The sequence below is a fragment of the Arthrobacter sp. P1_B11 genome, from assembly GCF_056406715.1.
The window spans coordinates 56182-77072 of record NZ_JBFTZQ010000015.1 but is presented as its reverse complement, the minus strand read 5'-3'; the positions used below and the strand labels follow the sequence as shown (position 1 = coordinate 77072).

The 20891-nt window shown below is 65.1% G+C and carries 18 protein-coding genes and 1 tRNA gene; 16 read left to right on the top strand and 3 right to left on the bottom strand.

Annotated elements, in window-relative coordinates; genetic code table 11:
• Positions 1-177: 177 nt before the first annotated feature.
• The 9 genes from AC1D14_RS13530 to AC1D14_RS13490 all read left to right on the top strand — a co-directional run bounded on the left by AC1D14_RS13530 (position 178) and on the right by AC1D14_RS13490 (position 8287).
• Positions 178-1077 (top strand): ParA family protein, encoded by a 900-nt coding sequence (locus tag AC1D14_RS13530; protein ID WP_230117709.1) that lies wholly within the window; start codon positions 178-180, stop codon positions 1075-1077.
• Positions 1078-1082: 5 nt separating this feature from the next.
• Positions 1083-1967 (top strand): segregation and condensation protein A, encoded by an 885-nt coding sequence (locus AC1D14_RS13525; RefSeq protein ID WP_476882019.1) that lies wholly within the window; start codon positions 1083-1085, stop codon positions 1965-1967.
• Positions 1964-2626, top strand: a complete 663-nt coding sequence (gene scpB / locus AC1D14_RS13520) for an SMC-Scp complex subunit ScpB (RefSeq protein ID WP_476968634.1) — start codon at positions 1964-1966, stop codon at positions 2624-2626. The genes AC1D14_RS13525 and scpB overlap by 4 nt, the downstream gene beginning before the upstream one ends.
• Before the next feature lie 107 nt (positions 2627-2733).
• On the top strand, positions 2734-3960 hold the full coding sequence (locus AC1D14_RS13515; protein ID WP_230117707.1) for a pseudouridine synthase: 1227 nt from the start codon (positions 2734-2736) through the stop codon (positions 3958-3960).
• A gap of 3 nt (positions 3961-3963) precedes the next feature.
• Positions 3964-5073 carry a prephenate dehydrogenase gene (locus AC1D14_RS13510; RefSeq protein WP_476968633.1) on the top strand — a complete coding sequence of 370 codons (1110 nt, stop codon included), beginning with the start codon at positions 3964-3966 and terminating at the stop codon, positions 5071-5073.
• Positions 5073-5786, top strand: a complete 714-nt coding sequence (cmk, locus tag AC1D14_RS13505) for a (d)CMP kinase (protein ID WP_230117705.1) — start codon at positions 5073-5075, stop codon at positions 5784-5786. Before AC1D14_RS13510 ends, cmk begins: the two co-directional genes overlap by 1 nt.
• The gene (locus tag AC1D14_RS13500) at positions 5779-6510 is read left to right on the top strand and encodes a lysophospholipid acyltransferase family protein (protein WP_230117704.1); all 732 of its coding nucleotides are present in this window, start codon (positions 5779-5781) and stop codon (positions 6508-6510) included. The genes cmk and AC1D14_RS13500 overlap by 8 nt, the downstream gene beginning before the upstream one ends.
• A 10-nt stretch (positions 6511-6520) precedes the next feature.
• The gene (gene der / locus AC1D14_RS13495) at positions 6521-8071 is read left to right on the top strand and encodes a ribosome biogenesis GTPase Der (protein WP_230117703.1); all 1551 of its coding nucleotides are present in this window, start codon (positions 6521-6523) and stop codon (positions 8069-8071) included.
• A 139-nt stretch (positions 8072-8210) separates the two neighbouring features.
• A tRNA-Pro gene (locus tag AC1D14_RS13490) sits at positions 8211-8287 on the top strand.
• A 71-nt stretch (positions 8288-8358) separates the two neighbouring features.
• Here AC1D14_RS13490 and AC1D14_RS13485 read toward each other — a convergent pair.
• On the bottom strand, positions 8359-9231 hold the full coding sequence (locus AC1D14_RS13485) for an Fpg/Nei family DNA glycosylase (RefSeq protein WP_476876581.1): 873 nt from the start codon (positions 9229-9231) through the stop codon (positions 8359-8361).
• Positions 9232-9372: 141 nt separating this feature from the next.
• On the opposite strand from AC1D14_RS13485, the gene gcvH reads away from it, so the two are divergent.
• The 5 genes from gcvH to AC1D14_RS13460 all read left to right on the top strand — a co-directional run bounded on the left by gcvH (position 9373) and on the right by AC1D14_RS13460 (position 12462).
• The gene (gcvH, locus tag AC1D14_RS13480; protein WP_230117701.1) at positions 9373-9759 is read left to right on the top strand and encodes a glycine cleavage system protein GcvH; all 387 of its coding nucleotides are present in this window, start codon (positions 9373-9375) and stop codon (positions 9757-9759) included.
• 133 nt (positions 9760-9892) lie between these two features.
• Positions 9893-10369: an FHA domain-containing protein gene (locus tag AC1D14_RS13475; RefSeq protein WP_230117700.1), complete on the top strand. Its 477-nt coding sequence runs from the start codon at positions 9893-9895 to the stop codon at positions 10367-10369.
• Positions 10370-10391: 22 nt separating this feature from the next.
• Positions 10392-11108, top strand: a complete 717-nt coding sequence (gene ftsR, locus AC1D14_RS13470; RefSeq protein WP_230117699.1) for a transcriptional regulator FtsR — start codon at positions 10392-10394, stop codon at positions 11106-11108.
• Positions 11108-11611 carry a bifunctional nuclease family protein gene (locus AC1D14_RS13465; protein ID WP_230117698.1) on the top strand — a complete coding sequence of 168 codons (504 nt, stop codon included), beginning with the start codon at positions 11108-11110 and terminating at the stop codon, positions 11609-11611. Before ftsR ends, AC1D14_RS13465 begins: the two co-directional genes overlap by 1 nt.
• 254 nt (positions 11612-11865) lie before the next feature.
• On the top strand, positions 11866-12462 hold the full coding sequence (locus tag AC1D14_RS13460; protein ID WP_230117697.1) for a MerR family transcriptional regulator: 597 nt from the start codon (positions 11866-11868) through the stop codon (positions 12460-12462).
• A gap of 105 nt (positions 12463-12567) precedes the next feature.
• On the opposite strand, the gene AC1D14_RS13455 is transcribed toward AC1D14_RS13460, so the two are convergent.
• Positions 12568-13389 (bottom strand): ParA family protein, encoded by an 822-nt coding sequence (locus AC1D14_RS13455; protein WP_230117696.1) that lies wholly within the window; start codon positions 13387-13389, stop codon positions 12568-12570.
• 305 nt (positions 13390-13694) lie between these two features.
• Between AC1D14_RS13455 and AC1D14_RS13450 the strand changes: the two genes are divergently transcribed.
• Positions 13695-17090 carry a pyruvate carboxylase gene (locus AC1D14_RS13450; protein WP_476968632.1) on the top strand — a complete coding sequence of 1132 codons (3396 nt, stop codon included), beginning with the start codon at positions 13695-13697 and terminating at the stop codon, positions 17088-17090.
• Positions 17091-17248: 158 nt separating this feature from the next.
• Positions 17249-18733 (top strand): MinD/ParA family ATP-binding protein, encoded by a 1485-nt coding sequence (locus tag AC1D14_RS13445; protein ID WP_476968631.1) that lies wholly within the window; start codon positions 17249-17251, stop codon positions 18731-18733.
• A 138-nt stretch (positions 18734-18871) separates the two neighbouring features.
• Here AC1D14_RS13445 and AC1D14_RS13440 read toward each other — a convergent pair whose 3' ends face one another.
• On the bottom strand, positions 18872-20692 hold the full coding sequence (locus AC1D14_RS13440; RefSeq protein WP_230117693.1) for an AMP-dependent synthetase/ligase: 1821 nt from the start codon (positions 20690-20692) through the stop codon (positions 18872-18874).
• Between the last annotated feature and the right edge of the window lie 199 nt (positions 20693-20891).

Below are 20891 nucleotides of genomic sequence, written 5' to 3'. Positions count from 1 at the left end.
GGGAGGCCGGGGGCGGGGCAACCTTCTACCTCAGGTACAAGGTAAAGGCTCAAGCGCCATCAAAAGTCAAGTTCCACGGAATGCCGTGTCGGGCGCTGTAGCCTTGGGTGGAAGAAGCATGGGCGCTCGACAGTCAGGCGCAGAAACATCACCGTCATCGAAAGTGTGGATAGATACGTGAGCAGCGAACAGGGTTCAGCAACTCTGGAAGGCACGGAACTCGACCTGGAAGACGCCGTGATGGGTCCCACAGGACGTCCCTACCGCGAATTTCCGGAGCCCGCGCCGCTGTCCTCCCATGGACCGGCCCGCGTGATTGCCATGGTCAACCAGAAGGGCGGCGTGGGCAAAACCACGTCCACCATCAACCTTGCGGCCGCGCTGGCAGAGTACGGCCGCCGCGTGCTGCTGGTGGACTTCGACCCCCAGGGCGCACTGTCCGCCGGGCTCGGCGTCAACCCGCATGAACTGGACCTCACCGTCTACAACGTCCTGATGGACCGGAAGGTGGACATCCGCGATGCCATCCACCAGACCGGCGTCGAGAACGTTGACCTTCTCCCGGCCAACATCGATCTGTCCGCTGCGGAGGTCCAGCTGGTCAACGAGGTCGCCCGCGAACAGGTCCTGGACCGCGCGCTGAAAAAGGTCGAGGACGACTACGACATCGTCCTGATCGACTGCCAGCCTTCCCTCGGCCTGCTCACGGTCAACGCCCTCACCGCCGCCCACGGCGTCATCATTCCCCTGATCTGCGAATTCTTTGCCCTCAGGGCCGTGGCGCTGCTCGTGGAAACCATCGACAAGGTCCAGGACCGCCTCAACCCGCGGCTGCAGGTGGACGGCGTGCTCGCCACCATGTACGACGCCCGCACCCTGCACAGCCGCGAAGTCATCACCCGCCTCGTGGAGGCCTTCGGGGACAAAGTCTTCGAAACCGTCATCAAGCGTTCCATCAAGTTCGCCGACGCCACGGTGGCCGCCGAACCGATTACAAGCTACGCCGGCAACCACATCGGTGCCGACGCCTACCGCCGCCTCGCCAAGGAACTTATCTCGCGCGGCGGCGCGCCCTAGCCTGGATGACGGCTGAGTCGGCAACGCCGCTCGCGCAGGGCGGCCAGCAGGCGGACGCGGACGACGGCGGGACCCCGCCGGAAGTGCGGAAATCCGGCTTTGAAGTGCGGCTGGCGAACTTCACCGGCCCCTTCGACCTCCTGCTTGCCCTGATCTCCAAGCATCAGCTCGACATCACCGAGGTGGCGCTTGCCACTGTGACCGATGAGTTCATCAAGTACATCCGGAACCTGCAGCAACTGGGGGAGGAGTGGGCCCTCGACGAGGCCAGCGAGTTCCTCGTCATCGCCGCCACACTCCTGGACCTAAAGGCCGCCCGGCTGCTCCCCGCGGGCGAAGTCGAGGACGATGAGGACATAGCGCTCCTGGAGGCCCGGGACCTGCTTTTTGCCCGGCTGCTGCAATACAAGGCGTTCAAGCAGGTGGCTGCGCTAATGGACACCACACTTGAGCTGGAGTCGCGTCGGTACCCGCGTCAGGTGGCGCTGGAAGAGCACTTTGCCGCCATGCTTCCGGAGCTTGTCTGGAAGTACACGCCGCAGCAGTTCGCCGCGCTTGCCGAAGCAGCCGTGAAACCAAAAACTCCTGAGCCGACCGAAGTGGGGCTGGCGCACCTCCACGGCAGTCCTGTCAGTGTCAGGGAACAGGCGGAGCTGATCGGGCTTCGCCTGCAGCAGGGAAAACCCCTGTCCTTCCGGGCGCTGATCGCGGATGCCGAGTCCACCCTCATGGTGGTTGCGCGGTTCCTGGCCCTGTTGGAACTCTTCCGGGACCAGGTAGTGGCCTTCAACCAGCTTGCCCCGCTCGGTGACCTGACCGTCCGCTGGACTGCGCCGGGCGCCGGGTGGAGCAGCGATCATCTGAGCGAAGAATATGAGGAACAGCCGTGAGGAACACCCACCAGGAACCTTCTCCCGACGACGGCCTTGACGTCTCCGGGCTTCCCGGTGGTGCCCGGTCTGCCCTGGAGGCCGTGCTCATGGTGCTGGACCAGCCCGCCTCAGCCACGGACCTGGCAGCCGGGCTGAACCTGACGGTGGATGCCGTCGAGCTGCTGCTGCTGGAACTGCAGCGCGAGTATGACGGCTATACTGTTAAAGCCCCGGATATGGAAATCGCCAGAGAAGCTGGCTTTACCTCCAGCCCCCGGGGCTTTGAATTGCGGAATGTTGCCGGTGGCTGGCGCATCTACTCACGGGCCGAATTCGCCGACATTGTCGGTGCCTTCGTCCTTGAGAGCCAGACAGCCAGACTGACCCAGGCCGCGCTTGAAACGCTCGCCGTCATCGCCTACAGGCAACCCGTTTCCAGGGCCAGGGTGTCTGCAATTCGGGGAGTTAACGTTGACTCTGTCGTGCGGACGCTGACCCAGCGCGGACTGATCGAGGATTCCGGAACAGATCCGGAGTCGGGCGCCGTCCTGTACCGCACGACGTCGTATTTCCTTGAACGCATGGGAATCGGCTCGGTGGCTGAGTTGCCTCAGATTTCGCCGCACCTTCCGGGGCTGGAAGGAATCGAAGAGTTCTACGACGCCGGAAGAATGTAGGCCATCGGGCCTGCGCGACAGTATTTATAGGGGCAGATTTAATCTGCACGGCTGGCTAGTGTTGTCCTTGGACAACCGTTGCCGGTCAACACAACGAAGGACGGGTCATGACACAGGCGGGACGCCAGGGTTCACCACGTAACAGTTCAGGACGTAAAGGTCCGGAACGCAATTCAGCGCGCGGCGCAGGGCAGGCCGGCCCTGCAGGCCAGCGCGGCGCAGGCTTCGGCTCAGGGCAGCGCGATTTTTCCAAGGGCGGAGACCGGCCGTTCGGCGACCGTCCGCACAAGGCGCCGAAGCCCCGCGAGGAGCGCTTCGTCGATCCAGACGAGGCACCCGCCGGTCAGGCTGCCCGGCCGGCCACCGGGGACTGGAAGTCCGGCGCCAAGTCATCGGCCCGCAAGCCCGGAGCTCGCAAGCCCGGGGCAGGAAAGACGCCCGGCACTCCCGGCGCGCTCAAGCCCAAGCCGCGGTCCGCTGCAGCCAAGACCTTCGGTACGCGGGCGTTCGGCGGCGAACGGTTCGGCCAGAACCTCGGCGCCGTCCGCAAACCTTCGCGCAAGCGCGGCCCCAGCGGCCCCGTGCCGCAGTCCGAACTGCACGACTCCGACGGCGTCCGCCTGCAGAAGGTCATGGCCCAGGCCGGGGTGGCTTCGCGGCGCGTGTGCGAAGAGATGATCGCCGAGGGCCGTGTCGAAGTCGACGGCCAGGTCGTCACTGAACTCGGTGTCCGCGTCGATCCGACGACCGCCGTGATCCACGTTGACGGCCTCCGCATCCAGCTGGACGAAGACATGGTCTACATGGTGTTCAACAAGCCCAAGGGTGTCGTCTCCACCATGGAGGATCCCGACGGCCGCCCGTGCATCAGCGACTTTGTCCGCAACACCCACGGCGAACGGCTCTTCCACGTTGGACGTCTCGACGTCGCCACCGAAGGGCTGCTGCTGCTGACAAACGACGGCGAACTCGCCAACCGCCTGACGCACCCGTCGTATGAGGTCCCCAAGACATACCTCGTCCAGGTCCGCGGCCCGTTCCCGCAGGGGATCGGCGCACAGCTGAAGGCCGGTGTGGAACTCGAAGACGGATTCGCCTCCGTTGATTCCTTCAAGCTGGTCGACTCCACTCCGGGCCACGTGCTGATCGAAGTGGTGCTGCACTCAGGCAAGAACCGGATTGTGCGCAGGCTTTTCGACGCCGTCGGATTCCCCGTGCTGCGCCTGGTGCGTGTCAAGGTTGGACCGATCGGGCTGGGCGACCAGCGCCAGGGAAGCATCCGCAACCTCGGCAAGCAGGAAGTCGGCCACCTGCTGGCATCCGTAGGGCTCTAGGGCATGTCGGCATTCCGTACTCACGGCCGAGGGCACCTGAACGGCCCGGTCGTTGTCATCGGCACGGGCCTGCTCGGCACGAGTATCGGCCTGGGCCTTCGTGGCCGCGGCGTGGCCGTTTACCTGTCTGACCCATCGCCCACCAACCAGGCCGTCGCCGTGGACATCGGCGCCGGGCTGCCCCTGGCAGCGCTGGGCGGGGAGCAGCCTGAGCTGGTTGTGGTGGCTTCCCCGCCGGACGTGACAGCGGACGTCGTGGAACGTGCGCTGTCCGACTACCYGGATGCCACCGTGCTGGACATTGCCAGCGTCAAGGCCGGCATCCAGGGCGAGTTGCGCCGCCGCGGCGTGGACCTGGGCCGCTATGTCGGCACCCATCCCATGGCCGGACGCGAAAAGTCCGGGCCAGTTGCTGCCCGCGGCGAGCTCTTCACGTCCATGCCGTGGGTGCTCTGCCCGGCTGAGGAAACGTCAGCCCCGGCGCTGCAGGCAGCACGGGCCCTGGCCGTTGACCTCGGCGCCGTCGTGTCCCAGTTCACGGCCGAGGAACACGACGAAGCCGTAGCACTGGTATCGCACCTGCCACAAGTGATGTCATCCCTGCTGGCCAGCAGGCTGCAGGGCACGCCGCTGCATGCGCTGTCGCTGGCCGGTAACGGCCTCCGCGATACGACCCGGATTGCTGCCAGCGACCCCACACTGTGGGTCCAGATTCTTGGGTTCAACGCGGGCAAGGTTGTGGAGATCCTGCACAGCGTCCGGGAAGACCTGAACAGGCTCATCGGCACGCTGGAGGATCCGGAAGCCCCGGGTGCCCGCCTCGACCTTGCCCAGCTGATCAGTGAAGGCAACGCCGGCCAGTCAAGGATCCCGGGCAAGCACGGCGGTCCGGCGCAGGCATACTCGTGGCTGACCGTGCTGGTGGATGACCGGCCCGGGCAGATCGCCCGGCTGCTGACAGAAATCGGAGAGATCGGCGTCAACGTCGAGGACCTCCGCCTGGACCACTCATCCGGACAGAATGTCGGCATGGTGGAGCTGTCCGTGCTGCCCAACAGGCACGACCTCCTCATTGAGGCCCTCAACGACCGTGGATGGCGGGTACTGCAGTGATGACACAGGAACTTATCGACACGTTGCCTGCCCTCCGGCTCGGTCGGCCGCTCGTGGTGGCCATCGACGGTCCTTCGGGCTCCGGGAAGTCCAGCGTCAGCAAGGAAGTGGCCCGCCGCCTCAGCCTCGCCTACCTCGACACTGGCGCCATGTACCGTGCCCTGACCTGGTTCTGCCTCGACCGCGGAACCGACCTTACTGACGCCTCTGCCGTGGAGCTTGCCGCCGAAGAGCTGCCGCTCGACATCAGCACCACACCGCATGAAGAGTATGTGCGGGTGGCCGGCACCGATGTCACCGAAGCAATCCGGGAACCTGCGATCTCGTCGGCTGTCAGCGCCGTGGCCACCACCCTCGGAGCCCGGACGGAACTGATCCGCCGGCAGCGTGCGCTGATCGAAAAGCACCACCGCCGCATGGTGGTGGAAGGCAGGGACATCACCACCGTCGTCGTGCCCGGCGCCCAGGTGCGCATGCTGCTCACCGCCAGTGAAGAGGCGCGCCTGCGGCGGCGGGGAATCCAGCTGGGCGGCACCCAAAGCGCGGAAGAACTGGCAGCACAGGTGACCCAACGGGACGCCAAGGATTCGACAGTGGTGAACTTCACCCAGGCGGCGGATGGCGTGGTCACTCTCGATTCGTCCGAGTTGGACTTCGAGGAGACCGTAACCGCGGCACTGCGGATCGTCACCAAGGTCATCAATCATGAGTAACGCCGCGCAGGGCGCCGTCAGCATTCCGGCCCGCTGGACCACAGGCTGGAGCCGCGCCGTGGGCTGGCTGCTGGACCACGCTGTCTACCGGACCACCGTCACCGGCCGCTCCAACGTTCCGGTCCAGGGCCCGGTGATATTCGCCGGCAACCACATCAGCTTCCTGGACGGCCCCGTCATGTTCGGAGCTTCTCCGCGCGCCATGCACATCCTCGTCAAACAGGAGATGTTCAAGGGATTCCTGGGACGGGTGCTGCGGGCTTCGGGCCAGCTTCCCGTGGACCGCTCCGGTGACCGGGCCGCACTGCAGCTCAGCAAGGCAGTGCTCGACGCCGGCCGTTGCGTCGGGATCCTGCCCGAAGGCACCCGGGGGAGCGGCAAGGCTACCGGCATCAGCAACGGAGTGGCCTGGCTCGCCCTGAACTCGGAGGCAACGGTGGTCCCGGTGGCCATCCTGGGCACGAGGCAGGGCGGCGAGCACCTGGATACCATTCCACGCCCCGGCCGCAGGCTGCACGTCAGCTTTGGTGCGGCCATCGCCGTCAGCCGGAACCCCGGCGAGACGGGCCGTGCTTCAATGGACAGGGCGGGAATGGAAATCCGCGCTGCGCTGGCGAAACACGTCCAAGACACCATACAGACAAGCGGGCAGGCTTTGCCCGACGCGGATTTCCCGCAAGAACGTTCCAACGCAGTAGCCGGGTTGCCGGCAGATCACCACTAAGGAAAGTGCAATGAGCGATACGACTCAAACTTCCGGCCGCTCCGGCGCCGGCGAAGACGAATACACGCCCACCGGCACCGACCAGGTGGCTGAGCATCTTGCCGCCCTGGACGATGATGAGGCAGAGCTCCGCGCGGCCTCGCTCCGTGCCGGGCTGGACGACTACGAACTCGACGAGGAAGACGCCGCCCTCCTGAGCGGACGCTATGACGACGAGGACCTTGAAGGTCCGGTCAAGCTGGATCCCGTTCTGGCGATCATTGGCCGCCCGAACGTGGGAAAGTCCACGCTCGTGAACCGTATCCTGGGCCGCCGCGAGGCCGTCGTGGAGGATACCCCTGGCGTGACCCGCGACCGCGTGATGTACGCCGCCCACTGGAACGGCCGTAACTTCACCGTGGTGGACACCGGCGGCTGGGAGCACGATGCCCGCGGCATCCACGCCCGGGTGGCGGAACAGGCCGAAATGGCCGTGGAGTTGGCCGACGCCGTGCTGTTCGTGGTTGACTCCGCCGTGGGCGCGACTGCCACGGATGAGGGCGTCATGAAGATGCTGCGCAGGAGCAAGAAGCCGGTCATCATGGTGGCCAACAAGGTTGATGACTTTGCCCAGGAGGCAGACTCAGCCACGCTGTGGGGGCTCGGCTTCGGCGAGCCGTACCCTGTCTCGGCCCTCCACGGCCGCGGCGTTGCTGACCTCCTTGACCACGTCATGGACACGCTTCCGGAATTCTCTACCATCGAGGGCCTGGAACGCTCCGGGGGCCCGCGCCGCGTGGCTTTGATCGGCCGGCCCAATGTTGGCAAGTCCTCCCTGCTCAACAAGCTCGCAGGATCCGAGCGCGTGGTGGTGGACAACACCGCCGGCACCACCCGTGACCCGGTGGATGAATTCATCGAACTGGGCGACCGGACGTGGCGTTTCGTCGATACCGCCGGTATCCGGCGGCGCCAGCACATGGCTCAGGGCGCCGACTTCTACGCCTCCCTGCGTACGCAGAGCGCGCTCGAAAAGGCGGAGGTCGCCGTCGTGCTTCTGGCCGTTGACGAGGTGCTGAGCGAGCAGGATGTGCGCATCCTCCAGCTGGCCATCGAATCCGGACGTGCGCTGGTGCTCGCGTTCAACAAGTGGGACCTGCTGGACGACGAACGGCGCCGCTACCTGGAGCGTGAAATCGAGCAGGACCTGGCCCATGTTGAGTGGGCTCCGCGCGTCAACATCTCGGCCAAGACCGGCTGGCACAAGGACCGCCTTGTGCCCGCGCTGGATCTGGCGCTCGAGAACTGGGACAAGCGGATCCCCACCGGGCGGCTCAATGCCTTCCTGGGCGAACTTGTGGCCGCGCACCCGCACCCCGTCCGCGGCGGCAAACAGCCAAGGATCCTCTTCGGCACCCAGGCCTCCAGCCGCCCGCCGAAGTTCGTCCTGTTCACCACAGGCTTCCTGGATCCGGGCTACCGCCGGTTCATCACCCGCCGGCTGCGCGAAACGTTCGGATTCGAGGGCACGCCCATCGAAGTGAACATGCGTGTTCGCGAAAAACGGGGCAAGAAGCGTTAATTAGGACACACCGGGCCCGTGGCGGGTGAAAATGTCACGGGCACCCTCCGGAATCGTGTAAGCTTTTGGAGGTGGTTCGGCCGGACTGCTTAGGTGAAATTCTTCTGAATATCACTGAAGCGGAGAACGGCAGGACTGACGGGCTGTAGCGCAGCTTGGTAGCGCACTTGACTGGGGGTCAAGGGGTCGCAGGTTCAAATCCTGTCAGCCCGACCAAAGCAAAACCCCGCCAACCTTCCGGGTGGCGGGGTTTTTCGTTGTCCGAAGATGGCCTACTTGAAAGCCCCCTATTTCAGCAAGCGGGACAGCCTGCGGTCGGCCAGGATCTTGCCGCTGGTCTGGCAGGTGGGACAGTACTGGAGCGCGGTATCCGCGAAGGAGACTTCACGCACGGTGTCGCCGCAGACGGGGCACGGCAGCCCGGTGCGCCCGTGTACGCGCATGGCGCCGCGCTTGGCATCCTTGAGGTCTGCCGGCGCCTTTCCCAGTGCCTCTTTCACGGCCGCCCCCAGGACGCTGTGGATGGAGTCATAGAGGATCCGGACGCTGTCCTGGTGCAGGGCGGTGGCCATGGCGAAAGGGGAGATCTTTGCAGCGTGGAGGATCTCGTCGCTGTAGGCGTTTCCGATTCCGGCCATCACTCTCTGGCTTCGGAGCACGCCCTTGATCTGGTGCGGACTGGACGCGAGTATCTCCGCGAACTGTCCGAGGCTGAACCCAGGGTCCAGCGGATCGGGTCCGAGGGCGGCGATGCCCGGAACATCGAGGGGATCCGCCACCACATAGACGGCAAGGCTCTTTTTGGTGCCCGCTTCCGTCAGATCGACTCCGATGTGCTGTTGGTCCGCTCCTTCGAAGCCCAGCCTGGCAGCAATGGGCCCCTTACCCGGACGGAGCGGCGCTGATGACGGTGATTCCGTATAGCGGACCCAGCCGGCCCGGGCGAGATGGAAAACGAGGTGCAGGCCCTCGGCGTCCAGGCTGATGAATTTTCCGAAGCGCCGGACTCCCGTCACGGTGCGGCCCTCGAGGGCGGTGTAGGGCGGATCAGCCGTCTTTAACACGGCCACGGAGAGGACTTGGAGCTTCATCAGCACTGTGCCGTGCAAATGTGTGCCGAGGAAACTGCTCAGGCCGGCCACTTCGGGTAGTTCTGGCATGCCCCCACTGTGGCACACCCGTGCGGCGCTGTCAGTGCCCCGGAGCCGTCTGCGGCCGGGCAGGTATGCCTATACTTTCAGCGGTGGCTTGTTCCTTACGCCTCCGTTGACATTGGTGATTGACCCGATGAAAGGCCCCTGATGAGCAACATTCCCTCTGATCTGTCCTACACCGCCGAACATGAGTGGGTGTCCGTGCCGAACGCCGATGGCGTGGTCCGGGTGGGGATCACTGACTTCGCCCAGGACGCGCTCGGGGACGTCGTCTACGCGCAGATGCCGGAGGTCGGAACCACCGTCACCGCGAACGACGTCGTGGGTGAGGTCGAGTCCACCAAGAGCGTCAGCGATATCTACGCCCCGGTGTCCGGTGAAATCGTGGCCCGCAACGAAGCCCTGGACACTGATTCAGCCCTCATTAACTCCGATCCCTACGGCGACGGCTGGCTCATCGAGGTCAAGCTGGCGGAAGCGGATGCAGTGGACTCCCTGCTCAGTGCATCGGAGTACGAACAACAGGTAGGCTAAAGCTAACCGTTCGCGCTGACGGGCCATTGGATTCCAGTGGCCCGGACAGCGGGCGGAAACCGGATCTGCCAGGCATTTCCGGACGGTATGCGTTGATTGCAGGGGGACATCTGCAACGAAGGAGGAGAAATCCATGGTTGGCGGCGAACAGAACCACACCAACGGTGATTACGGCACGGGCGTGGGCAGGGCTTCGGAGACAACCTCGATCAACCTCACTCCAGTTCACGATGAGCCGACCATCGTACCCAAGCTTTCGCCGGAGGAACGGGCTGCTGTTGAAGCGCTGCCCTCCGGTTCCGCACTGCTGGTCGCACACAGCGGGCCCAACTCGGGCGCCCGTTTCCTGCTTGACTCCGACGTCACCACAGCCGGGCGGCACCCGGACGCAGACATCTTCCTCGACGATGTCACTGTCTCCCGCCGCCACGTTGAATTCCGCCGCACGGCACGCAGCTTCGAAGTTGTGGACACCGGCAGCCTTAACGGCACGTACGTCAACCACGACCGCGTGGACAGCGTGGAACTGAAGTCCGGAAACGAAGTCCAGATCGGCAAATTCCGACTCACCTTCTACTTGAGCCCTGCCCGCGCAGCAGGACGCGTCTGATTCGGAGCGGCTGCCTGTGGCAATGGCACAACCGGAGCGCCGCGGACCCCTGGTCCTGAACATCGGGGAGGTCCTCGCTCAGCTGAGCGACGACTTCCCCAGCATGACGGCGTCGAAAATCAGGTTCCTTGAGGAAAAAGGACTCATCAATCCCCGGCGCACGCCGGCAGGCTACCGGCAGTACTCCGACGGCGACGTCGAGCGGCTGCGGTTCGTCCTGTCCCTCCAGCGTGACCAATACCTGCCGCTGAAGGTGATCAAGGACTACCTTGACGCCATTGACCGCGGGGAACGGCCGGAGAACCTCCCGCCAGGAGTGACTGTCTCTCCACGGATCGTCTCCGACGAGCTCGCGGCAGAGCTGCAAAACAGGGCCCGCAAGCTCAGCGAGGAACAACTGCGCGCCGAGTCCGGGGCAAGCGTCCCGCTGCTGCAGTCTCTGCTGAGTTACGGGCTGATCGGCCACACCAACGGCAAGTTTGACGAACACGCATTGCAGGTCGCGCGCGCCTGCGTCCAGCTCGAAGGTCACGGGCTTGAGCCCCGGCACCTGCGTCCCTTCCAGGCTGCGGCCGAGCGCGAATTCGGCCTGGTGGAACGGGCTGTTGCCACGCTGACGTCACGCAAGGACGCCGCCTCGCAGGCGCGGGCCGCAGAGGCGGCCCGTGAAATCAGCGACCTCTGCCTGACCCTGCACCGGGCTCTGGTCCAGGACCGTATTTCACGGATGGAGATCTGATGATCGAAGTCGAGATTGTGGGCGTCCGGATCGAGCTGCCCTCCAACCAGCCCCTTGTGCTTCTCCGGGAGATCCACGGGGAACGCCATGTACCCATCTGGATCGGGACACCGGAAGCCAGCGCGATCGCCCTGGCACAGCAGGGCGTGGTGCCGCCCCGGCCCATGACCCACGACCTCCTAGTGGACGTGGTGGAGACGCTCGGGCACTCCGTGGTCAGCGTCAATATCGTGGCGGTGGAAGACAACATCTTCTACGGGCAGCTCCAGTTTGAGAATGGCGCGACCGTCAGTTCACGGGCCTCGGATGCGCTGGCCATTGCGCTGCGCGCCAAATGCCGGATCTGGTGTGCGGATTCGGTGATGGACGAGGCCGGGGTGAGAATCACCGAACACGACGAAGGTGAGGACACCGAGCCCGGTCCCACCGTGGATGAAGAACGTGAACTGCGCAGGTTCAGGGAGTTCCTGGACGACGTGGAACCGGAAGACTTCGACGGCTAAGGTCACGTTAAGGTTAAAGTTGAGGGTGAAACTTTCGACACGCCCCGTGAATGACCCGAACGTCTTTGACCTTGGGCCGCGGCGGGCCTAACGTCGAAGGTACCAAGTTCCCATTGCATACAACAGCCGCGCAAGTCACACTGGAAAGTGCTACTCCGGCCAAATTACATGCGTGAGTTTTCATTCTGATCCTCATGCCTGTAGGAGCTGTTGCAGCAACTTCCTCAAGGGAGCTCATGACAAGGAGGATCCACGTGAGTCCGAAAGGCGAAGCAGGCGAGCTGAAGCAGCCCTCGACGGCCGGCGTAGCTGTGCCTGCAAGCGGTGCTCAGGGCCTTCTCTTCACTGAGGACCTCCCCGTCCTTGACGAGGACGCCGGCTATCGTGGCCCCACAGCCTGCAAGGCGGCAGGCATAACGTACCGGCAGTTGGACTACTGGGCCCGGACGGGCCTGGTCGAACCCGCTGTACGCGGCGCCGCGGGCTCAGGATCCCAGCGCTTGTACGGCTTCCGCGACATCCTTGTCCTGAAGGTGGTTAAGCGCCTCCTGGATACAGGTGTGTCGCTCCAGCAAATCCGCTCCGCAGTGGAGCACCTGCGGGAGCGCGGCGTCGAGGACCTGGCGCAGATCACCCTCATGAGCGACGGTGCCAGCGTTTATGAATGCACCTCCGCAGACGAGGTGATCGACCTCGTCCAGGGCGGTCAGGGCGTGTTTGGCATTGCCGTGGGGCGGGTCTGGCGTGAGGTTGAAGGCAGCCTGGCCTCCCTGCCCAGTGAGCACGCGAGCGACCAGACCTTTCCGGACGACGAACTGAGCAAGCGCCGCGCAGCCCGCAAGATCGGCTAGGGCCACACGGCGCAGCCGGCGCCCGCCCTTCAAAGCTTCAAATGAGCGAAGGCCGCCTCCCCGACGGGGAGGCGGCCTTCGCCCATTTTGCGTCGCTCGCGCTCCCTAGCGGCTGCTGCGGCTGCGGCTTCCCCTGCCGGCCGACATCAGGTTGCCGAGGAGCGCATCAAAAAGTCCCGCAGTGGATTTGGCGGAGTCGCCGGGCCAATGATGGACGGAATGCGCTGCGCCCTGGATCTGCTGCCAGTTGGCCTGTTCCGGAATGTGGGGTGTCAGCAGGAGGTCGCCGAACATCGACTGCATTTCGGCCAGGCGGAACGCGTGTTCGGACGATCCGGAGCGCACGCGGTTGGCGACGATCCCCGCGGGAGAAAGGTTGGGCGCGAATTCCTGCCGGAACAGCTGAATGGCGCGCATGGTGCGCTCGGTCCCTGCCACGGAGAACAGGCCCGGTTCGGCCACCAGGGCAACCTTGGTGCTCGCGGACCAGGCCATCCGCGTCAGACCGTTCAGGGACGGCGGGCAATCCACCAGAACCAGCTCGTATTTATCTGCGCCCGCCAGGACGGCGGACAGCCTGCGGAGATCCCTTTTGCCAAGGTCCGGACGGTCGTAGATCCCTGTGTAGGCGGACCCCACGGCCACGTCCAGGACGGCAGGGCCGGAACCGTTGCTTCCCGCCCGTCCCGTCCAGCCGCTGGCAACAACGTTGTCAGGAAGCTTGGCCTTCCGCGGATTCCTGAGCATCCTGCCGATGTCCAGCCTGTCGCTCGGCTGCACTCCCAGGGCGGTACTCGCGTCGGCATGGGGATCCAGGTCCACTACTAGTGTCGGAATTCCGGCGGCCAGTGCCGCAGACGCCAATCCGGTCGTGACGGATGTCTTGCCGACACCGCCTTTGAGGCTGCTGATGCTGACTACTTGCACTTGAAGAACCAATACCTAACGCCGGTTGCCGTGTTGGGGTAGTTTCCGCTCCGGCACTGCCGGAACCGGGGACAGGCTTCCGCCGCCCCATTCATCATATGTTGACCCGGCGCCTAAACCCTTCTTATCCGGCCCGGGCATGGCTCCGCGAAAGACGCTTTCGGGGCCATGCAGGGGACGGAGTCATTGTGGCACCGACATGACGGATAATTCTGTGATGGTAGACACAATGATTTGTGTTTCAATGCACGCGTCTTACACACTGTGACCACTTACCGATACACCCGCAATGATGCAGGAGAAGTATGTTTTCCAAGATTCTGGTGGCCAACCGCGGCGAAATCGCTATCCGCGCTTTCCGCGCCGGCTACGAGCTGGGCGCCAAGACCGTTGCCGTGTTCCCCAACGAGGACCGTAACTCGATTCACCGCCAGAAGGCCGATGAGGCATATCTGATCGGTGAAGAGGGCCACCCCGTCCGCGCGTACCTGGACGTTGATGAGGTGGTGCGGGTAGCCAAGGAGTCCGGAGCCGATGCCATCTACCCCGGCTATGGCTTCCTGTCCGAAAACCCCGACCTTGCCCGGGCCGCGAAAGCTGCCGGCATCACCTTCGTCGGCCCGCCGGCAGAGGTCCTGGAACTCGCCGGCAACAAGGTATCCGCGCTGGAAGCGGCCCGCAAGGCCGGTGTTCCGGTTCTCAACTCGAGCGCGCCGTCCAAGGACCTTGACGAACTGATCGCCGCCGCCGACGAAATCGGCTTCCCGATCTTCGCCAAGGCCGTGGCCGGAGGCGGCGGGCGCGGTATGCGCCGGGTGGACACCCGCGAGGCGCTCCCGGAGGCCCTGCAGGCCGCCATGCGCGAGGCCGATGCGGCCTTCGGCGATCCCACCATGTTCCTCGAGCAGGCGGTGCTCCGTCCGCGCCACATCGAAGTGCAGATCCTGGCCGACGCCGAGGGCAACGTCATGCACCTCTTTGAGCGTGACTGTTCCATCCAGCGGCGCCACCAGAAGGTCGTCGAGATCGCACCGGCCCCCAACCTCGATGAAGGCATCCGGCAGGCGCTCTACCGCGACGCGGTCAAGTTCGCCAAGGCGCTCAACTACGTCAACGCAGGAACCGTCGAGTTCCTGGTGGACACCGTCGGTGAGCGCGCCGGACAGCACGTGTTCATTGAAATGAACCCGCGGATCCAGGTGGAGCACACGGTCACCGAAGAGGTCACCGACGTCGACCTGGTCCAGGCCCAGCTCCGCATCGCGTCTGGAGAAACCCTGGCCGACCTGGGCCTGTCCCAGGAAACAGTGTTCCTCAAGGGCGCAGCACTCCAGTGCCGCATTACCACCGAGGACCCTGCCAACGGCTTTCGTCCCGACGTCGGAAAGATCACCGGCTACCGCTCCGCCGGCGGCGCCGGCGTACGGCTCGACGGCGGCACCGTCTACTCCGGTGCCGAAATCAGCCCCCACTTCGATTCGATGCTCGTTAAGCTCACCTGCCGCGGCAGGGACTACCCGGCAGCGGTCGCAAGGGCGCGCCGTGCCCTCGCGGAGTTCCGCATCCGTGGCGTATCTACGAACATCTCTTTCCTGCAGGCCGTGCTGGACGACGCCGACTTCATCGCCGGCAACGTGGCCACCTCATTCATTGACGAGCGTCCGGAGCTTCTAAATGCCCGGGTCTCCGCCGACCGGGGCACCAAGCTGCTGACATGGCTGGCCGAGGTGACCGTCAACAAGCCCAACGGCGAGCTCAAGGTCCATTCCGATCCCGCCGACAAGCTGCCCGCCGTGGCCGGCCCCGATCTGCAGCCAGGTTCACGCCAGCGGCTGCAGGAGCTCGGCCCGGAAGGGTTCGCCCGGGCACTGCGTGAGCAAGCGGCCGTGGCAGTTACCGACACCACCTTCCGTGATGCCCACCAGTCGCTGTTGGCCACCCGCGTCCGCACGCGAGACCTTGTTGCCGCCGGACCTGCGGTGTCCGCACTGCTTCCCGGGCTGTTGTCCGTCGAAGCGTGGGGCGGCGCAACCTATGACGTGGCCCTGCGCTTCCTGGGTGAGGACCCCTGGGACCGTCTCGCCGCACTCCGGAAAGCCCTGCCGAACATCTGCCTGCAGATGCTGCTCCGCGGCCGGAACACCGTGGGATACACGCCGTACCCCGAAGAGGTCACGGAGGCCTTCGTCAACGAAGCTGCCGCCACCGGCATCGACATTTTCCGGATCTTCGACGCCCTCAACGACGTCAACCAGATGGCGCCGGCCATCCGCGCCGTCCGGGCCACTGGAACAGCGGTCGCCGAAGTCGCGCTTTGCTACACGGGCGACATGCTTGACCCGGAGGAAAAGCTCTACACGCTGGACTACTACCTGGAGCTGGCACAGAAGATCGTGGACGCCGGCGCCCATATCCTCGCAATCAAGGACATGGCGGGACTGCTGCGTCCTGCTGCTGCAGCCAAGCTGGTCCGCGCCCTGCGTGAAAAGTTCGACCTCCCGGTCCACCTGCACACCCACGACACCGCCGGCGGACAGCTGGCCACCCTCCTCGCCGCCGTTGACGCAGGCGTCGATGCCGTGGACGTTGCGTCGGCTTCGCTCGCTGGGACAACCAGCCAGCCGTCAGCCTCCGCACTGGTCGCGGCACTGGCGCACACCGAGCGGGACACTGGCCTGAGCCTCGCCAATGTCAGTTCGCTGGAGCCCTACTGGGAAGCAGTACGCCGGGTCTACGCTCCCTTCGAGTCCGGACTCCCGGGCCCGACAGGCCGCGTGTACCAACACGAGATCCCGGGCGGGCAGCTCTCCAACCTGCGGCAGCAGGCCATGGCACTGGGCCTGGGCGAACGCTTCGAGGCGATCGAAGACATGTACACCGCTGCGGACCGCATTCTGGGGCGCCTCGTGAAGGTCACGCCGTCCTCCAAGGTGGTTGGCGACCTCGCCCTTCACCTCGTCGGGCTTAACGCCGACCCGGCAGACTTCAACGAGAACCCGCAGAACTACGACATCCCGGACTCGGTCATCGGCTTCCTCTCCGGCGAGCTGGGTGATCCTCCGGGAGGCTGGCCCGAACCGTTCCGCACCAAGGCACTGCAGGGCAGGAGCATCAAGGTCCGTGATGCCGAGCTCAGCGCCGAGGACAGCGCCGCGCTTCGCGGGGACTCGAAGACCCGGCAGCGAACCCTGAACCGGCTTCTCTTTGCCGGCCCCACCAAGGACTACGAGAAGAGCGTGGAAACGTACGGCAACGTTTCGGTCCTGGACACCCGCGACTACCTCTACGGGCTGCAGCGCGGCGCGGAGCACGTCATCGAGCTGGAGAAGGGCGTCCGCCTCATCGCTTCGCTGGAAGCCGTGTCGGAACCCGACGAGAAGGGCATGCGCTCGGTCATGTGCACGCTCAACGGCCAGTCCCGGCCCGTCCTGGTGCGCGACACGTCCGTGGTCAGCAACGTGAAGGCTGCGGAGAAGGCCGATCCTGCCCAGCCGGGGCACGTCGCCGCCCCGTTCGCGGGAGCCGTGACGGTCACCGTCAAGGCCGACGACACCGTCAATGCCGGCGACACTGTTGCCACCATCGAGGCCATGAAGATGGAGGCGTCAATCACGACGCCGGTGGGCGGCAAAGTCACGCGGCTGGCGATTTCCGCTGTGGAACAGGTCCAGGGCGGAGACCTGCTGCTCGTCGTTGAGTAACTGCGGGCGGTAGCGCCGGGCACAGCCCGGCGCTACCGCTGCGCAGTACTCCCGGATGCTTGCCGGTAGGCTGGGAATCTGAATGAAGGCTGTGGGGACGGCGGACGCCGCCCCCACAGCCTTTGAATGACGACGATGAAAACACTGAGCGGGAGCCCATGACGCAGACGAACACGCCAAAGCCCGCGCCGAGGTCCGCCGGGGCTGCCGGCGCTGAAGATCCGGTTCGGGAGGAGACTGGCGCCGCGTCCACCGAGACCGCAGCCGTCCGTCACGATGAAGCGCCGCAGAGCGCGTCGTCCCAGGACACACCGCCGCGGGACACGGCGCCGGCTGCCCCGCCGTCCGTTCCACCCTCTGGCGACATCAGCGTTGTGACAGTCTCCGACGCCCAGGACAGGACGTCGGTTGGCTCGCTGTCCGCCGTCAACACCATGTCGCAGCCTGCCGCCGCGGCAGCGGCCATGCCCCTCGTGACGGCGGGGCCCGGGAACTTGGCGCCAAGCGGTGCTGCCGCCGGGCCAGGGACGCAGCCGGGCACAGAGTCTGAAGCGCACTCTGGCGCCGTCCGGCCGGACCCGAACCAGCCGGACCTCAACCACCCGGACCCCAACCACCCGGACGCCGGGCAGCACCAGGCGGGGGCTGAGGACACGGGCGAAGCTCCCGGCGAAGCGCCGGACCACATCAGTGAACGCCGGGAACGTGCGGAAGGGCCTGAACCCGCTGCCGCGCTGACGGCGGACCGCCTGCTGAACAAAGCCGCCGCTGCACCTGTGGCGGGCTGGCGGCGGTGGCTGTACCAGGCCACCCTGGGCTTCGTGAATCTGGGGGATCCGGACCGGGTCAGGATCCAGCGCGCCATGGAGCACCGAATCGCCATGCGGCTTGGGGAACGGACGCGCTATGTTCCCGTTCTGTCCCGCAAGGGCGGCGTGGGGAAGACCACCGTCACCACATTGCTGGGCATGGTGCTGGCAGACCTGCGCGAGGACCGGGTCATCGCCATGGACGCCAATCCGGACCGCGGAACGCTGTCAGACCGTTCTCCCGGCCGGGCGGACTTTACGGCACGCCAGCTGGTCAAGGACAGGTTTACCGTCAACTCCTTCGCTCAGCTGTCCAACTACACCGCCAGGGACGGTTCCCGGCTCGACGTCCTGGCCTCCGACACCGACCCCATGGTGGCCCATGCCTTCGACGACGCCGATTACCGGGCTGTGACCGACATCCTTGGCCGCTACTACTCGATCGTTTTGACGGACTCCGGGACCGGCATGGTGCACTCCGTCATGAAGGGCACGCTCGAAAAGGCCGATGCCGTGGTCCTCGTTTCCGGCGGAAGCGTGGACGAGGCCCGGCTGGCTTCTGAAACGCTGTCCTGGCTGGAAGCGCACGGTCGCCAGGATCTGGTAGCCAGAGCCACCGTTGTCATCAACATGGCTGCCGGTGACCGCACGCTGGTCAACATCGACGAAATCGAGCAGCATTTCCTGTCCCGGGTCAAGAACGTTGTCCGGATTCCCCACGACCGGCACCTCGCCGAGGGGTCCCGGATCCAGCTGAGCCAGCTGAAGCCTGCAACACGCAGTGCAGCGGTGGAGCTTGCGTCCCTCGTGATGGAGGAACTGCAACAGGCCTGAGCATGCCCTGACCTGTTCTAGATGCAGCAGTGAGAACAGAGCCCCGCCGGACGCTCCGGCGGGGCTCTGTGCTTTCCTGTGCGTAAGGGCCCTGTGCGTGCGGGCTGTGTGCGTGAGGGCCCTGTGCGTGCGGACTTGTCAGGCGCGTGTCGGCTTAGGGGACTTGTACATCTCATCGATGAATAACTCGAAGTCCTTCATGACCTGCGCGCGCTTGACCTTCATAGATGGGGTCAGGTGGCCCGAGGCTTCGGTGAAGTCAGATGGAACGATCCTGAAGGACTTGATGGCCTCTGCCTGCGAAACGGACTGGTTCGCATGGTTGATCAGCTCCTGCACTGCCGCCTGGACGGCGCTGTGGTCCGCAGCCTCGGTCACGGTGGTTTCCGGCGGCAGGCCGTGGCGCTGCAGCCATCCCGGGAGGGCCTCCTCGTCGAGCGTGACCAGTGCACCGATGAAGGGGCGGTTGTCGCCCACCACGAGTACTTGGGAAACCAGCGCATCGGCCCGGATCTGGTCCTCGAGCAAGGCCGGAACCACGTTCTTGCCTCCGGCGGTCACAATGATTTCCTTTTTCCGGCCGGTGATGGTCAGGAAGCCGTCGGCATCGAGCTGGCCGATATCTCCGGTTCGGAACCAGCCATCCACAAACGCCTCGGCCGTGAGGTCATCGCGCTGGTAGTAGCCCCGCATGACGCAAACGCCTTTGGTGAGGATCTCGCCGTCGTCGGCAATCTTCACCGTGTTGCCGGCCAGCGGCGCACCGACCGTACCGATCTTGATCCTTTCGGGGGTGTTGACGCTGATCGGCGCCGTGGTCTCTGTCAGGCCATAGCCCTCCAGAATCTGCAGTCCGATGCCCTGGAAAAAGTGGCCGAGCCGCTCGCCCAGCGGACCGCCGCCGGACACTGCGTGCGCCACCTGGCCCCCCAAGGCGGCACGGAGCTTTCCGTAGACGAGCTTGTCGAAGATTGCGTGCCGGATTTTCAGCCCGAACCCGACGCCGCCGTCCTGCCGGGCGCGGGAATAGGCAATGGCGGTGTCGGCGGCCTTGTGGAAAATCGCGCCCTTTCCGCTGTCCTCGGCCTTGGTGAGCGCCGAGTTGTACACCTTCTCGAACACGCGGGGCACTGCAAGGATGAACGTGGGCTTGTAGCTCTGCAGATCGGGCAGGAGGTGCTTGATGTCCGGCGTGTGGGCCACGGTGACGCCCGCTGCGACCGCGAGGACCGAGATGAAACGTGCGAAGACGTGGGCCAGCGGGAGGAACATGATGGTCCGGGCCTGCTCGTTGACGATCTGGCGCAGTGAGGTGGCCAGCGCGTTCTCCGACAGTTCCACGAAATTCCCGTGCGTCAGTTCGCAGCCCTTGGGCCGGCCCGTGGTTCCGGAGGTGTAGATGATGGTGGCGATGTCGCTGAGGTTGGCGGCCTGCCGGCGTTCCTCGAGTTCGTCGTCGCTGACGTTCGACCCGGCTTCGCGGAGGGCATCCAGGCCTCGTCCTTCAAGCTGCCAGACGTGTGTGAGGGCGGTGAGACCCTCGGAGACGGCAGCCTGCCTGATGATGTTTTCGTGGTGGTCGGACTCGCCGAAGGCGGCCACCGCCCCGGAATCGCCCAGGTTCCAGGCAACCTGGGACGGAGAGGATGTCTCATAGATGGGCACGGACACGCCGCCGGCGAACCAGATGGCAAAGTCGACGAGTGCCCATTCGTAGCGTGTGCGGGACATGATCCCCACGCGGTCTCCGGCGCCCACGCCGCTGGCAATGAGTCCCTTCGCGAGGGCGGAGACGTCTGCCAGGAAGTCCACGGCCGCGATGTCCTGCCATTGTCCGGCAGCGTCCAGCCGGGAAAAYAGGGCCGGATTTGTTGCCTTGGCCGCCTGGCGCACCACAAGGTCCGTGATATTGGTGTCCGGGGGGACGGTCACCAGGGGCGGAACACTGAATTCGCGCACGATAGCTCCTTTGATATCCGTAGGCCGCTGCGGTTAGTCCTAACCTTAGTACCCCGCCCATGCGGGCCAGGTGCCATTTAGCTACTCGCCAGTAACATTACGTCAATGCGCCGTTTCAGCCAATAAGTCACGGGCGGGCGTGCCCCGGCGCCGACACCTAGAATGGGGGATTATGCAGCAGCCCCCGCCCAGCGAACAG

Bases quoted from the DNA above. Each gene is read 5' to 3' on its own strand.
- AC1D14_RS13525 (WP_476882019.1), top strand. From the start codon at position 1,083: ATGACGGCTGAGTCGGCAACGCCGCTCGCGCAGGGCGGCCAGCAGGCG.
- AC1D14_RS13515 (WP_230117707.1), top strand. From the start codon at position 2,734: ATGACACAGGCGGGACGCCAGGGTTCACCACGTAACAGTTCAGGACGT.
- cmk (WP_230117705.1), top strand. From the start codon at position 5,073: ATGACACAGGAACTTATCGACACGTTGCCTGCCCTCCGGCTCGGTCGG.
- AC1D14_RS13500 (WP_230117704.1), top strand. From the start codon at position 5,779: ATGAGTAACGCCGCGCAGGGCGCCGTCAGCATTCCGGCCCGCTGGACC.
- der (WP_230117703.1), top strand. From the start codon at position 6,521: ATGAGCGATACGACTCAAACTTCCGGCCGCTCCGGCGCCGGCGAAGAC.
- AC1D14_RS13485 (WP_476876581.1), bottom strand. From the start codon at position 9,231: ATGCCAGAACTACCCGAAGTGGCCGGCCTGAGCAGTTTCCTCGGCACA.
- gcvH (WP_230117701.1), top strand. From the start codon at position 9,373: ATGAGCAACATTCCCTCTGATCTGTCCTACACCGCCGAACATGAGTGG.
- AC1D14_RS13475 (WP_230117700.1), top strand. From the start codon at position 9,893: ATGGTTGGCGGCGAACAGAACCACACCAACGGTGATTACGGCACGGGC.
- ftsR (WP_230117699.1), top strand. From the start codon at position 10,392: ATGGCACAACCGGAGCGCCGCGGACCCCTGGTCCTGAACATCGGGGAG.
- AC1D14_RS13465 (WP_230117698.1), top strand. From the start codon at position 11,108: ATGATCGAAGTCGAGATTGTGGGCGTCCGGATCGAGCTGCCCTCCAAC.
- AC1D14_RS13450 (WP_476968632.1), top strand. From the start codon at position 13,695: ATGTTTTCCAAGATTCTGGTGGCCAACCGCGGCGAAATCGCTATCCGC.
- AC1D14_RS13445 (WP_476968631.1), top strand. From the start codon at position 17,249: ATGACGCAGACGAACACGCCAAAGCCCGCGCCGAGGTCCGCCGGGGCT.